General features: G+C 70.7%; 11 protein-coding genes. 4 read left to right on the top strand and 7 right to left on the bottom strand.

Features of this window, described 5'->3' with window-relative positions:
* The first annotated feature begins 102 nt into the window (after window positions 1–102).
* Window positions 103–1116, top strand: a complete 1014-nt coding sequence (gene glnII / locus AB0M43_RS34345; RefSeq protein WP_363730733.1) for a glutamine synthetase — start codon at window positions 103–105, stop codon at window positions 1114–1116.
* Between the two features lie 98 nt (window positions 1117–1214).
* Entirely contained in the window at window positions 1215–2282 is a 1068-nt protein-coding gene (locus AB0M43_RS34350) for an adenosine deaminase (protein ID WP_363730736.1), read from the top strand.
* A gap of 151 nt (window positions 2283–2433) precedes the next feature.
* On the opposite strand, the gene pepN is transcribed toward AB0M43_RS34350, so the two are convergent.
* A complete protein-coding gene (gene pepN, locus AB0M43_RS34355; RefSeq protein ID WP_363730739.1) occupies window positions 2434–4977 on the bottom strand; it encodes an aminopeptidase N in 2544 nt (847 codons plus the stop codon).
* An 89-nt stretch (window positions 4978–5066) separates the two neighbouring features.
* On the opposite strand from pepN, the gene AB0M43_RS34360 reads away from it, so the two are divergent.
* Window positions 5067–6461 carry an aldehyde dehydrogenase (NADP(+)) gene (locus AB0M43_RS34360; protein WP_363730742.1) on the top strand — a complete coding sequence of 465 codons (1395 nt, stop codon included), beginning with the start codon at window positions 5067–5069 and terminating at the stop codon, window positions 6459–6461.
* Between the two features lie 175 nt (window positions 6462–6636).
* On the top strand, window positions 6637–7140 hold the full coding sequence (locus AB0M43_RS34365; protein ID WP_363730744.1) for a flavoprotein: 504 nt from the start codon (window positions 6637–6639) through the stop codon (window positions 7138–7140).
* A gap of 155 nt (window positions 7141–7295) precedes the next feature.
* Here the strand turns inward: AB0M43_RS34365 and AB0M43_RS34370 are convergent, their stop codons facing one another.
* The 6 genes from AB0M43_RS34370 to AB0M43_RS34395 form a co-directional block, all read right to left on the bottom strand.
* The gene (locus tag AB0M43_RS34370) at window positions 7296–8603 is read right to left on the bottom strand and encodes a family 16 glycosylhydrolase (RefSeq protein WP_363730746.1); all 1308 of its coding nucleotides are present in this window, start codon (window positions 8601–8603) and stop codon (window positions 7296–7298) included.
* 132 nt (window positions 8604–8735) lie between these two features.
* On the bottom strand, window positions 8736–9899 hold the full coding sequence (locus AB0M43_RS34375) for an ABC transporter substrate-binding protein (RefSeq protein ID WP_363730748.1): 1164 nt from the start codon (window positions 9897–9899) through the stop codon (window positions 8736–8738).
* Between the two features lie 91 nt (window positions 9900–9990).
* Window positions 9991–10707 (bottom strand): ABC transporter ATP-binding protein, encoded by a 717-nt coding sequence (locus AB0M43_RS34380; RefSeq protein ID WP_363730750.1) that lies wholly within the window; start codon window positions 10705–10707, stop codon window positions 9991–9993.
* On the bottom strand, window positions 10704–11471 hold the full coding sequence (locus AB0M43_RS34385; protein ID WP_363730752.1) for an ABC transporter ATP-binding protein: 768 nt from the start codon (window positions 11469–11471) through the stop codon (window positions 10704–10706). Before AB0M43_RS34385 ends, AB0M43_RS34380 begins: the two co-directional genes overlap by 4 nt.
* Window positions 11468–12442, bottom strand: a complete 975-nt coding sequence (locus AB0M43_RS34390; protein WP_363730755.1) for a branched-chain amino acid ABC transporter permease — start codon at window positions 12440–12442, stop codon at window positions 11468–11470. Before AB0M43_RS34390 ends, AB0M43_RS34385 begins: the two co-directional genes overlap by 4 nt.
* Window positions 12439–13347 carry a branched-chain amino acid ABC transporter permease gene (locus AB0M43_RS34395; RefSeq protein ID WP_363730757.1) on the bottom strand — a complete coding sequence of 303 codons (909 nt, stop codon included), beginning with the start codon at window positions 13345–13347 and terminating at the stop codon, window positions 12439–12441. The genes AB0M43_RS34390 and AB0M43_RS34395 overlap by 4 nt, the downstream gene beginning before the upstream one ends.
* Window positions 13348–13462 lie beyond the last annotated feature (115 nt).

The following is a 13462-nucleotide window of genomic DNA, read 5'->3' on the forward strand; positions in this document are numbered from 1 at the left end:
CGGGTACGACTCATGGATTTAACAATCGGGAAATGGTCGGGAAACCGGGTCCGGGAACCCTCAGGGTGTAGCCGCCACCCACGCAGGGATAGGACTTCGCACATGGTGTTCAAGGCCGAGTACATCTGGATCGACGGCACCGAGCCGACCGCCAAGCTCCGCTCGAAGACGCGGGTCCTGGCCGACGGGGCGGAACTCCCGCTGTGGGGCTTCGACGGCTCCAGCACCAACCAGGCCCTGGGCTCGGCCTCCGACTGTGTGCTCAAGCCCGTGTTCAGCTGTCCGGACCCGATCCGGGGCGGCGACAACCTGCTGGTGCTGTGCGAGGTGCTCGACACGGAGATGGCCCCGCACCCGACGAACACCCGGGCCCGGCTCACCCAGGTCGCCGAGCAGTTCGCCGACCAGGAGCCGATCTTCGGGATCGAGCAGGAGTACACGTTCTTCGCGGACAACCGCCCGCTGGGCTTCCCCGTCGGCGGCTTCCCCGCCCCGCAGGGCGGCTACTACTGCGGCGTCGGCTCCGACGAGATCTTCGGCCGGGCCATCGTCGAGAAGCACCTCGACCACTGCATCGCGGCCGGCCTGGCGATCTGCGGCATCAACGCCGAGGTCATGCCCGGCCAGTGGGAGTTCCAGATCGGCCCCGTCGACCCGGTCACGGCGTCCGACCACCTGTGGGTCGCGCGCTGGCTGCTGTACCGCACGGCGGAGGACTTCGGCGTCGCCGCCACCCTGGACCCGAAGCCGGTCCGGGGCGACTGGAACGGCGCGGGCGCGCACACCAACTTCTCCACCAAGGCCATGCGCGAGGGGTACGCCCCGATCATCACCGCGTGCGAGGCGCTCGGCGAGAACGTCCTCGAGCACGTGCACAACTACGGCGCGGGCATCGAGGGCCGGCTCACCGGGCAGCACGAGACCGCCCCGTGGAACGTGTTCAGCTACGGCGTGTCCGACCGGGGCGCCTCGGTGCGGATCCCGTGGCAGGTCGAGGTCGAGCAGAAGGGCTACCTGGAGGACCGGCGGCCGAACGCGAACGCCGACCCGTACACCGTGACCCGGCTCGTGGTCAGCACCTGCTGCGCAGCGCTGGAGAAGTCCGGCCAGGTCTAGGTCCGACTCCGGCCGACTGTAGGGCCGTGCTCACACCGCGTGCGTGAGTTGTCTCGCTATCGCAGGTGCGGGCACGGCCCGAGCACTAAAGTCTGACCATGGCACCGACGTATGAGGACATTCGTTCCGCTCCCAAGGCCCTGCTCCACGACCACCTCGATGGCGGCCTGCGTCCCGCGACGATCATCGAGCTGGCCGCCGGGATCGGGCACCAGCTGCCGGCCACCGAGCCCGAGGCGCTGGGCCGCTGGTTCGTGGACGCGGCGAACTCCGGTTCGCTGGTCCGCTACCTGGAGACCTTCGACCACACCGTGGCCGTCATGCAGACCGCCGACGCGCTGCGCCGGGTGGCCCGGGAGTGCGCCGAGGACCTGGCCGACGACGGCGTCGTCTACGCCGAGGTCCGCTACGCCCCCGAACAGCACGTCTCCCAGGGCCTGAGCCTCAACGAGGTCGTCGAGGCCGTGCTGGAGGGCTTCCGGGAGGGCACCGCCAACGCGGCTGACCGGGGCCGGCAGATCCGGGTCGGCACCCTGCTCACGGCCATGCGGCACGCGGCCCGGTCGATGGAGATCGCCGAACTTGCCGTGCAGTACCGCGACTCCGGGGTCGTCGGGTTCGACATCGCCGGGGCCGAGGCCGGGTTCCCGCCCACCCGGCATCTGGACGCGTTCGAGTACCTCCAGCGGGAGAACTCGCACTTCACCATCCACGCCGGCGAGGCGTTCGGCCTGCCGAGCATCTGGGAGGCCATCCAGTGGTGCGGGGCCGACCGGCTCGGGCACGGGGTGCGGATCGTGGACGACATCGTCGACGGGCAGCTCGGCCGGCTGGCGTCCTACGTCCGGGACAAGCGGATCCCGCTGGAGCTGTGCCCGTCCTCGAACCTGCAGACCGGCATCGCCGACACGATCTCCGAGCACCCGATCGGGATGCTGCACGACCTGCGGTTCCGGGTCACGGTCAACACCGACAACCGGCTGATGAGTGGTACGAGCATGTCGCGGGAGATGAGCCTGCTCGTGGACGCGTTCGGCTACGGCTGGGGTGACCTGCAGTGGTTCACGGTCAACGCGATGAAGAGTTCGTTCATCCCGTTCGACGAGCGGCTGGTGCTGATCAACGAGGTCATCAAGCCGGCGTACGCCAAGCTGATCGCGGGCTGATCCGGGGCTGGCTCCGGGCCGGCCGGGTTTACCCGGGCTGGCCGGGCGGCCCGGGCCGATCCCGGCGTGGCTCCGGGGCGGCCGGCTTTCGGGCCGGCACCCGGGTCCGCGGTCGCTTCGGGCCGGCGCCTGGCGGCGCCGGCCCGAAGCCTCACACCCTGTCCCGCTCCTGCGCCCGCAAAGCCCGCACCACATCGTCCCGACCCTCGATGAGAATCCGCCGCAACGCCGGCGCCGGATCGTGCTCCGCCAGGAACGCGTCCGTCTTGTCGATGGTCGACTGCTCGATCCACAGCCGCGGGTACAGCCCGTTCACGAGCAGCCGGGAGATCTCCCCGGCCCGGCCGGCCCACACGGCGGGCAGCGCCGCGAAGTACTTGTCGACGTAGCCGCTGAGCAGGTCCCGCTGGCTGGCCTGCATGAACCCGCCGCCCGCCCCGCCCCGGAAGCCGATCACGGCCTCCTGGGTCCCGTTGGGCAGGTCGGAACGGTCGATCACCGAGGCCCACGCCTCGGCCTTGGCGCCCGCGTCGGGCAGGGCCGCCAGCGCGCCGGCCGCGTTCTGCCGGCCCGCCGTGGTCTCGTCCGACGCCAGCTCGGCCTCGATCTCGGCCCGCCCGACCCGGCCGTTGCGGGCCAGCGCGGACAGCAGCGCCCAGCGCAGGTCCGTGTCGACCGCGAGCCCCGCGACGACCACCGAGCCGTCGAGCAGGGCGGCCACGTGGTCGAGGTCCGCGTCGCGGCCGGCGACCCGGGCGAACAGCCGGGCCCAGGCGAGCTGGTGGTCGCTGCCCGGTGCGGCGGTGTCCAGGTGGCCGCGGGCAGCGTCGGCGACGAGCCCGGCCGGGGCGTCGGTGGTCACGTACCGCTCCAGGGACGTGACGAGGGAACGGAGCAGTAGCTCGACCACGCCGATGTCCGTCTCGCGCCCGATGCCGTTCAGCACGAGCCGGATGTAGTCGCGGGCGGCCAGTTCCCCGCTGCGGACCATGTCCCAGGTCGCCGTCCAGCACAGGGCGCGCGGCAGCGACTCGGCGAACTCGCCGATCCCGGTGATCAGGGTGTCCAGCGAGCGCTCGTCGAACCGGATCTTCGCGTACGTCAGGTCGTCGTCGTTCAGCAGCACCAGGTCGGGCTGCGGCTGGCCGACGAGGGCCGGGACCTCGGTGACCGGGCCGGTGACGTCGAGCTCGATCCGGTGGGTGCGGCTGAGGCCGAGCGGGCCGCGCTCGTACAGGCCGATGGCGATCCGGTGCGACCGCAGGGTCGGGTGCTCCTCGGACGCCTCCTGCTCGACGACGAAGCTCTCGAACAGCCCGGACGGGCCGGTGCTGAACCGGGGCCGCAGCGTGTTCGGGCCGGAGGTCTGCAGCCACTCGGCCGACCAGGTCGACAGGTCCCGGCCGGAGGTCTTCTCCAGGGCCTGGAGCAGGTCCGTCAGGGTGGTGTTGCCCCAGGCGTGCCGGTCGAAGTAGTGCCGGATGCCGGCGAAGAACTGCTCGCTGCCGACCCACGCGGCGAGCTGCTTGAGGACGGCGGCGCCCTTGGCGTAGGTGATGCCGTCGAAGTTGGTCAGCAGGTCCATCAGGTCGCGGATGTCGGCCACGATCGGGTGGGTGGACGGGAGCTGGTCCTGCATGAGGGCCCAGGACTTGTCGTCGTTGGCGAAGTTCGTCCAGGCGCCGGGCCACTTGGTGACCTCGGTCAGGGCCCGGACGGAGACGTAGGTGGCGAAGGACTCCTTCAGCCACAGGTCGTCCCACCAGCGCATCGTCACCAGGTCGCCGAACCACATGTGCGCGAGCTCGTGCAGGACGGTCTCGGCGCGCTGCTGGCGGCGGGTGTCGGTGACCTTGGAACGGAACACGTAGTTCTCGTTCAGGGTCACGCAGCCGACGTTCTCCATGGCCCCGATGTTGTACTCGGGCACGAAGATCTGGTCGTACTTCTCGAACGGGTACGGCTGGTCGAACGTCCGGGTGAAGTAGTCGAAGCCCTGCTTGGTGACCTCGATGATCTCGTCGGCGTCGAGGTGGGCGCCCATCGAGGCCCGGCAGGCCACGGCCAGCGGCACGACCTGGCCGGACGCGAGGGTGTGGCTGTCCCGCACCACGTGGTACTTCCCGGCCACGACCGCCGTGATGTACGTCGAGATCCGGGGCGTCGGCCCGAACTTCCACACGCCGTCGACGGGCTCGGGGGTGGTGGAGTTGGAGAACACCTCCCAGTCGGCGGGCGCGGTGACCGTGAACGTGAAGGCACCCTTGAGGTCGGGCTGCTCGAAGGTGGTGAACACCCGGCGCGCGTCGGGGACCTCGAAGTGGGTGTAGACGTAGACGTTGCCGTCCACGGGGTCGACGGTGCGGTGCAGGCCCTGGCCGGTGTTCGAGTACCCGCAGTCGGCGACGACCCGCAGCTCGTTCGTGGCGGCCAGGTCGGGCAGCAGCACGCGGCCGTCGGCGTAGTGGGTGGCGACGTCGAGGGACCGGCCATTGAGGACGATCTCGTGCACCCGGGGGGCCTCGAGGTCCGCGAACGACGAGGCGCCCGTCTCCCGGGCGGAGAAGCGGATCACCGTGGTGGAGGTGAAGGTCTCCGGTCCCTGGGTCAGGTCGAGCTGCACGTCGTAGGTGTCCACGTGGAGCAGGTCGCCCCGTTCGCGGGCCTCGTCGCGGGAGAGGTTGAGTCCAGGCATGAACAAGACGGTAGCCGCTGCTCCATTACGGCGGGATACCAGTTATCGTTCGGTCTAGTAGAAAGATTGTTCGGTTTAGAGGAGTGATTGTGGCGCACGACACTACACCGGCCGAGCTCGACCGGATCTGCCGCGCGGCGGCCGGCGCTACGGCCGGGTTCGCCGCGCTCCCGCTCGCCCAGCGGGCCGACCTGCTACGCACGGTAGCCGCAAAACTACGCGAGAACGGTGCCGCGATCATCGAGCGGGCCGACGCGGAGAGCCACCTGGGTGTGCCGAGGCTCACCGGCGAACTGGAGCGCACCTGCGTGCAGCTCGAACTGTTCGCCGACGCCGTCGACGCCGGCGCCTTCCTCGAAGTGATCATCGACCACGCGGACCCGGCCGCCAAGCCCGCCCCGCGCCCCGACCTGCGCCGGATGCTCGTCCCGCTCGGCCCCGTCGCCGTGTTCGCGGCCAGCAACTTCCCGCTCGCGTTCTCCGTCGCGGGCGGCGACACCGCCTCCGCGCTCGCCGCCGGCTGCCCGGTCGTCGTCAAGGCCCACCCGGGCCACCCCGACACGTCCGAGCTCGTCGCCGCGATCCTCACCGAGGTGCTGCCCGAGGGCGCGTTCGCGCTGGTCGAGGGCTTCGCGGCCGGCCAGGCGCTCGTCGGGCACCCGGCGATCACGGCCGTCGGCTTCACCGGCTCCCTCGGCGGCGGCCAGGCCCTCCTCGACCTGGTCAACGCCCGCCCGAACCCGATCCCGTTCTACGGCGAACTCGGCGCGCTCAACCCGACCGTCGTCACCCCGGGCGCGCTCGCCGAGCGGAGCGCCGAGATCGTGGCGGGGTTCGTGGCCTCGTACACGATGGGGTCCGGGCAGTTCTGCACCAAGCCCGGGCTGCTGTTCCTGCCCGCCGGCCACGGACTGGACGAGGCCCTGGCCGGCGCGGCCGCCGCCGCCAACACCGGGCGACTCCTCACCGAGAACATCCAGAAGGGGTACGAGCAGGGGCTCGCCCGGTTCGCGGCCGCCCCCGGCGTGCGGGCGCTCGCCGGTCCCGCGCCGGCCCTGTTCGCCGTCGCGGCCGGTGACCTGCGCGGGGAGCTGCTCGACGAGTGCTTCGGCCCGGCGGCGCTGGTCGTGGAGTACTCCTCGACGGCGGAGCTCGCCGCCACGGTCCGCGACCTGCCCGGCAGCCTGACCGCGACCGCGCACCTGGCCGCCGACGACGACCTGGCCCCCGAACTGCTGCCGCTGCTCGCACGGGTCGCCGGCCGGGTGATCGTCGACGGCTGGCCGACCGGGGTCGCGGTCACCGCCGCGATGCAGCACGGCGGGCCGTGGCCGGCGGCGACGTCGTCGATGTACACGTCCGTGGGGGAGACGGCGGTCCGGCGGTTCCTCCGCCCGGTCGCGTACCAGAACGTGCCGGACGCGCTGCTGCCCGAGCCGCTGCGGGAGGCGAACCCGCTGGGGATCCCGCGCCGGGTGTCCTGACCCGGGTTCCCCGCCGGGTGTCCTGACCCGGGCTCCACGCGGGAGGCCGTCGCCGGTGCGGTGCGGCGGCGGGCCGCGTGCCGGGTTCCACGCGCGGCCGCCCCGGGCCCCGATGTTCATAGGGAGGTCACCGGTCACCGGTGACCTCCCGTTCCGTCGGGGTAGTGTCCGGCGGGTGGAGTTGCTGATCGTCGTGTGCGCCGCCTCCCCGGCCGGGAGCGTCGGCGAGTTGATCAGGGCCGCCCAGGACGACGGGTGGACCTGCCGGGTGCTCGCCACCCCCAGTGCGCTGCGGTTCCTCGACGTGGCCGCCATCGAGGCCCTCACGAAGGAACCGGTCCGGCACGCCTACCGGGCCCCGGACGAGCCGAAGACCACCGTGATCCCGGATGTCGCGATCGTCGCGCCCGCCACGTTCAACTCGGTCAACAAGCTGGCGGCGGGCATCACCGACACCTACGCGCTGGGCGTACTCGCCGAAGTCGTCGGTCTCGGGGTGCCCACCGTGGTGGTGCCCTTCCTGAGCACGGTGCTCGCCGGTCGGCTGCCGTTCCGCAACGCCGTCGAGAGTCTGCGGGCGGAGGGCGTGACGGTGCTGGTGGCCGAGCACCCGCACGGGGAGGGCGGCTCGACCGCGTTCCCGTGGCGGGCCGCCCTGGCCGAGGCCACCAGACCCTGACCGCCGCCGCCGGTCGGAGCCACAGCCCGCTCTGACCGACACCGCCTGGCCGGATCCACAGCCTGCTCCGACCGTCACCGCCTGGCCGGATCCACGGCCGGCTCTGACCGACGCGGCCCGGCATGAGCTCCAGCCGGCCGGGCCGCGTGCCGGACTCAGCCCCGGCGCCAGCGCTGGTTGTCCTGCCCGTTCGGGTTGCAGTCCCACAGTTGGAGCAGCGCCCCGTCCGCGGGGTTCCAGTCCGCGACGTCCACGCACCGCCCCGACACCGGGTTGACCAGCTGCCCGGCCCCGTTCAGCGTGAACTTCTGCGCCGCGTTCCCGTTGCAGCCCACCACCTGGATGGCCGTGCCGTTGGCCGTGCCCGCGCCGGCCGCGTCCATGCACACGCCCATCGAGCGGACCGTGCCGTCGGCCTCGAAGGACCACTTCTGGTTCGCGCCGTCGTGACAGCCCCACAGGTGCAGCCGCTCGCCGTCGGAGGGCGAGCCGCCGGGGATGTCGATGCACTTACCCCCGAAACCGATCAGACGGGTACCTGTCGGGGTGCCGCCGTACGTCTGCACCCGGACGTAGTCGACGACCATCTGCTGGGGGAAGGCGGTGCTCGCGTCGGGGTAGCCCGGCCAGTCCCCGCCGACGGCCACGTTCATGATCATGAAGAAGGGGTGGTTGAACACCCAGGTCCTGCCGGGGATCGCCGCCGGGGTGACCCGGAAGTACTCCTGGCCGTCGAGCTTCCAGACGATCAGGTCCGGGCTCCACTCGACGCCGTACCGGTGGAAGTTGTCGGCGAGCTTCTCCCCGTTCGGGAGGGTCCGCGAGCCGCCCTTGCCGCCCGCGCCGGAGTAGCCGGGGCCGTGGATGGTGCCGTACACCGTGGAGGGTTCGCGGCCGATGTTCTCCATGATGTCGATCTCGCCCCGGTCGGGCCACGTGCTGCCCTCGCCGAGCATCCAGAACGCGGGCCAGATGCCCTGCCCGCGCGGGATCCTGATGTTGGCCTCGAAGGTGCCGTACGTCTGGGTGAAGGTGGCGGCGGTCAGCAGCCGCGCGGAGGTGTAGGAGCCGTTGGCCTCCTTCCGGGCGGTGATCACCAGGTGGCCCTGGCCGTCGTGGGCGGCGTTGGCGGTGCTGTTCGTGTAGGTCTGCAGCTCGTGGTTGCCCCAGCCGCCGGCGCCGAGGTCGTGCCGCCACTTCGTGGAGTCGGGCGCGGTGCCGGCGGGCCGGTCGAACTCGTCCCCCCAGGAGGCGGCGAGCGGCGCGCCGCCGGGCGCGAGGGCGGCGGAACCGGTGGCGGCGAGCGGCTCGGAGCCCGAGGCGGAACCGGCGGCCGTCCCGGGCGCGGCGGGCGACGCGGCACCCGGCACCGTGAGGGTCCCCGCGTGACCCGTGGCCGGCGCGGCCAGCGCGGCGGCGAGCAGCACCCCGGCCGTACCCATCAGACGCATTTTTCTGAACACGGTTCCTCCTGAGGGGATGGAGAAGATCAGTGTCGATATGTGTATCCCGAGAGCGCTCTCTCAACAAGGGTTGTGATCAAAAGCGGCACGAAAAAGGCCCCCTCCGCAGAGGGGGCCTTTCACGGGTCACGCCTAGGAGGCCAGGCGCCACTCGCCGTTCTTCACGACGACGATCTTCAACGCGTCGGGCTGGAGCCCCGAGTGGTTCTCGGCCGTCATCTTGATCGGGCCGGTCATCCCGTCGAGTTGGATCGTCTCGAACGCATCCCGCAGCTTCTCCGGGTCGGTGTTGCCCGTCTTCTTGACCGCCTCGGCGACCAGGGACACCGCGTCGGCCCCGAAGGACGCGAAGCCGGAGTAGTTGCCGTAGGCCGTGGAGTAGTCCTTGAACCACGCCTTCTGGGCGGTGACCTGCGGCGTCGTCGCGACCGCGTCGTTGATCGCGAGGATGCCCGGGAACACCATGTACGTGTTCTCGGCCGCGTCCTGCGCGCCCTTCACGAAGAGCTCGGCACCGGCGCCGGCGTCGAGGTACACCCCGCCGGTGAACTTGGCGGTGCTCAGCGACTGGGCGATCAGGCCGGCGGCGGGCATGACGGCCCACGCCACGATCGCCTGCGGGTTCTTCTCGACGAGCTTGCTGACCTGGACGGTCATGTCCTTGTCGTCCTGGTTGAACTCCTCGGCCGCGACGACCTGGATGCCCTTGGCCTGCGCCTTGGCGGTGACCTGGGCCTTGCCGTCCTGGCCGTAGACGTTCTTGACGCTGATCAGGCCGATCTTCGTGATGTTCTTGCGGGCCAGCTCGTTGACGATCACGTCGGCGTCCTCAGCCGGGTTCGGCGCGATCTTGAAGACGAACTTGGCCTCGCTGACAGGGTTGGTGATGGCGCTGGCGGCACCCAGGGCGATGATCGGCACCTTCTTGGTGTTGGCCGCCGCCTTGGCGCCCATCACGCAGGCGCTGCAACCACCCGTGATGATCGCGGAGACCTTCTCGTTGTCGATGAAGTGGTTGACGTTCTTGACGCCCTCCGCCGGATCCGTCCGGTTGTCGCGAATGATCAGGTTGATCTTCCTGCCGTTCACCCCGCCGGCATCGTTGATCTGCTTGACCTTGAGCTTCAGTGCCTTCTCGAACGTGGTACCGATCGAGGCGGTCGCGCCCGACAGCTCCAGGCTCGCGCCGATCTTGATCTCGCCCGCCGGCGCCTTCTTGTCCTCAGCGGCACAGCCAGCCATGCCGGCAGCGACACTTAAGGACAGCAGTGCGACGAGAATGCGGGGTTTCCTCACGGGTGGTCCTCTCCGTTATCTCCCCAAGTCAGGTTCGCTCGGGATGCTATGGGCGATATTCGAGCGCGGTCAAGACCTCGTCACGGAGAGTTCACACAGTCTCGCCCAGATACGCCGCGCGGACCCGGGGGTCCGTCCGGAGTTCGTCCACGGGTCCTGAGAGGACCACCCGGCCGCGATCCAGCAGGTAGCCGCGCTGCGCGACCTTGAACGCGGCGTGCGCGTTCTGTTCGACCAGGACCAGGGTGCAACCGCGGCGGACCAGTTCACAGAGGACTTCTGTGACCTCACCGACAGCCTTGGGCGCGAGGCCCAGCGACGGCTCGTCGAGGAGTACGACACTCGGCCGGGCCATCAGCGCCCGCCCGATGGCCAGCAGCTGCTGCTCGCCGCCCGACAGGGTGCCGGCCTGCTGGTGCCGGCGCTCGGCCAGCTTGGGGAAGAGTTCGTACACCTCGGCGCTGGTCTCGGCCCTCTCGGCCCGGCTGCGGTGGTACCCGCCGAGTTTGAGGTTGTCGGCGACGCTGAGTCCCGAGAACACCCGGCGGCCCTCGGGGACCAGCACCAGGCCGTCCCGGGACCGCTTCTCCGCCGCCCGGGTGGTGACGTCGCGCCCCTCCCAGGAGACGGTGCCCCGCCAGGGCCGGAGCAGGCCCGCGACACTCTTGAGCAGCGTCGTCTTGCCCGCGCCGTTCGAGCCGATCAGGGTGACCGCCTCGCCCTTGGCCACGGTCAGGTCCACGCCGTGCAGGGCCTCGATCCGGTCGTACCCGGCGACGAGCCCGCTCACCTCCAGAACGGCGGTCACTCTTCTTCTCCCAGGTAGGCGGCTCGCACCAGCGGATCGGCGGCGACCTGGGCCGGGGTGCCGTCCGCGAGCAGCGCGCCCCGGTCGAGGACCAGCACCCGGTGGCTGACGCTCATCACGCTTGCCACGTCGTGCTCGACCAGGATCACGGTCACCCCGTCGGCGGCGAGTTTGGCGCACAGCGCGGTCAGGTCGGCGCTCTCGGAGCGCGACAGGCCCGCGAGCGGCTCGTCGAGCAGCAGGAGCTGGGGCCGGGCGGCCAGGGCGCGGGCGATCTCCACCCGGCGTTGCAGGCCGTACGGCAGGCTCGCGGCGTTGGTGTCCGCGTACGCCGAGATCCCGACCCGGTCCAGCAGGTCGGCGGCGAACGCGGCCTGGGCCCGGCGGGACCGGCGCGCGGCCGGCAGCCCGACCAGCCCGCCGACGGCGGTGGCCCAGTGCCCGACGAGCTGGGGGACGAGCACATTCTCGGTCACGGTCAGCGAGCCGAAGAGCTGCAGGTTCTGGAACGTCCGGGCCACGCCGAGCCGGGCGACCTTGTCCGCCGGGTACCGGCCGATGCTCCTGCCGTTGAGCCGCAGCGACCCGGAGGTGGCCCGCCCGACGCCGGAGAGCACGTTGAGCAGCGTGGTCTTGCCGGCGCCGTTCGGGCCGATCAGCCCGACCACCCCGCCGGAGTCGTGCCGGAGGGTGACCCGGTCGACGGCGGTCACCCCGCCGAACCGGACGGTCAGGTCGTCGAGTTCGAGTGTCGCCGTCGTCATGTCCGCGCCGTCCTCAGCCGTCGCCACAGGGAGGTCAGTCCGCCGGCGACGCCGTTGGGCAGGAAGACGAGCACCAGGATCAGGGCCAGGCCGTAGACCACGATCTCGTAGCTGCCGCGCGCGTTGGGCAGCACCATCGGGATGTACAGCTTCGACATCTCCGACAGCGTGGTGACCGCGAACGCGCCGAGCAGCGGGCCCCACACCGTGCGCAGGCCGCCGACCGTCGCGAAGATCAGCAGGTACACGGAGTTGAGGATGTGCAGCATGCCCGGGTCGACCGTCATCTGCCAGTGCGCGTGCAGCGCCCCGGCCAGCCCGGCCAGCCCGCCGGCCAGCGTGAACGCCCACCGGCGCAGGGCCGAGATCGAGATCCCGCTCGCGGCGGTGGCGATCGGGCTGTCGCCCAGCGCGGTCAGCGCCCGGCCGATGTCGGAACGCAGCAGCGCGTCGACGGCCAGCACCGCGAGGAAGAGCACGGCCGCGATGAAGTACCACATGGTGACGTTGTCGGACAGGTCCAACCCGAACGGGCGCAGCGGCGGCAGGCCGCTGAGCCCGTTGTTCGCCCCGGTGAACTCCAGCTGGTTGAACAGGAAGCCCAGCGCCAGGCCGAACGCCAGGGTGGCCAGCGCCAGGTAGTGCCCCTGGGTGCGGAAGATGAACAGCCCGACCAGCCAGGCGACCAGCGCGCCGAGCGCGAGACCGGCCAGAACCGAGAAGAGCACGCCCATGTGGTACTTGGTGGTGAGCAGCGCCGTCGTGTACGCGCCGATCCCGTAGAACGCGGCCTGGCCCATGGAGACCTGCCCGGCCCGCCCGGTCAGCGGAACGAGCCCGAGCGCGGCGAGCCCGAACAGCGCGATGAAGATGGCCACGCTCATCGTGTAGAACGGCACCCGGGTGAACACCGCGGGCACCGCCAGCAGGACCGCGGCGAAGACCGCGAACCCGAGGACCCTGTTCCTCATACCTTGACCACCGAGGCCCGGCGCAGCAGCCCGGTCGGCCGGAACAGCAGCACCGCCAGGAGCAGCCCGAACCCGATCGTGTCCTTGTACGTGCTCCCGATGTACCCGGCGATCATCGCCTCGGCCACCCCGAACATCAGCCCGCCGGCCACCGCGCCCGAGGGCGAGTTCAGCCCGCCGAGGACGGCCGCCGCGAAGCCCTTGAGCCCGAGCGGAACCCCGACCATCGCGTCGAACTGCTGCAACGGGGTCAGCACGATCCCGCCGAGCGAACCGAGCGCGGCGGCCAGCGCGAACGCGAGCAGCGCCATCCGGGCCGGGGAGACGCCCATCAGCTGGACGGTCTCGCGGTCCATGGCGGTGGCCCGCATCGCGGTACCCATCGTGGTGCGGGTCAGGAAGAGCCACATGGCCACCACGGCCACGGCCATCGTCCCGGCGCACCAGACGTACTGCGAGTCGATGAGTACCCCGAGGATCTCCACCGAACGGTTGGAACTGAACCGGGGGGTGACGTGCGGGTCGGGCCCGAACGCCAGGAGCGCCGCGCCCTGTAACGTGATCGACGCCCCGATCGTCAAGATGATCAATCGGTCGTGGGTCGCCTTGCGGGCCGGCGCGATGACCAGGAGATTTATCAGAGCTCCGACGGCCGTGGTGACGCCGAGGGCGATCAGCGCCGCTTCGATCGTGCCCATGTGCTCGGTGAGAATCGCGAAGAGAACGCCGCCGAGCATCACGAAATCGCCCTGTGCGAAATTGATGACTCCGGTGACCTGGTAGACGAGAGCGATGCCGAGACCTACCATCGCGTAGGTGGTCCCGGTTGCGAGTCCAATAAGGGCGTAATTAAGAAATTGTGCCATTTGTCCCACCGGGAGAAAGATCACCAAGCCACCGGCCATCCTGTCGGCACTCCTCCCCGCCAGTCAAGGGAACGCCCAAATAGTGTCTTCCTCGACCGTTCTACGCTCACCGACAGTCTGCGAACGGACACGTTGTGCGATCGATCGGGCCAAT

Source organism: Longispora sp. NPDC051575, assembly GCF_040681875.1.
Lineage (GTDB): Bacteria > Actinomycetota > Actinomycetes > Mycobacteriales > Micromonosporaceae > Longispora.

Coding starts and splice junctions, on each gene's coding strand:
- glnII (WP_363730733.1), top strand. CDS start 103: ATGGTGTTCAAGGCCGAGTACATCTGGATCGACGGCACCGAGCCGACC.
- AB0M43_RS34350 (WP_363730736.1), top strand. CDS start 1,215: ATGGCACCGACGTATGAGGACATTCGTTCCGCTCCCAAGGCCCTGCTC.
- pepN (WP_363730739.1), bottom strand. CDS start 4,977: ATGCCTGGACTCAACCTCTCCCGCGACGAGGCCCGCGAACGGGGCGAC.
- AB0M43_RS34385 (WP_363730752.1), bottom strand. CDS start 11,471: ATGACGACGGCGACACTCGAACTCGACGACCTGACCGTCCGGTTCGGC.
- AB0M43_RS34390 (WP_363730755.1), bottom strand. CDS start 12,442: ATGAGGAACAGGGTCCTCGGGTTCGCGGTCTTCGCCGCGGTCCTGCTG.
- AB0M43_RS34395 (WP_363730757.1), bottom strand. CDS start 13,347: ATGGCCGGTGGCTTGGTGATCTTTCTCCCGGTGGGACAAATGGCACAA.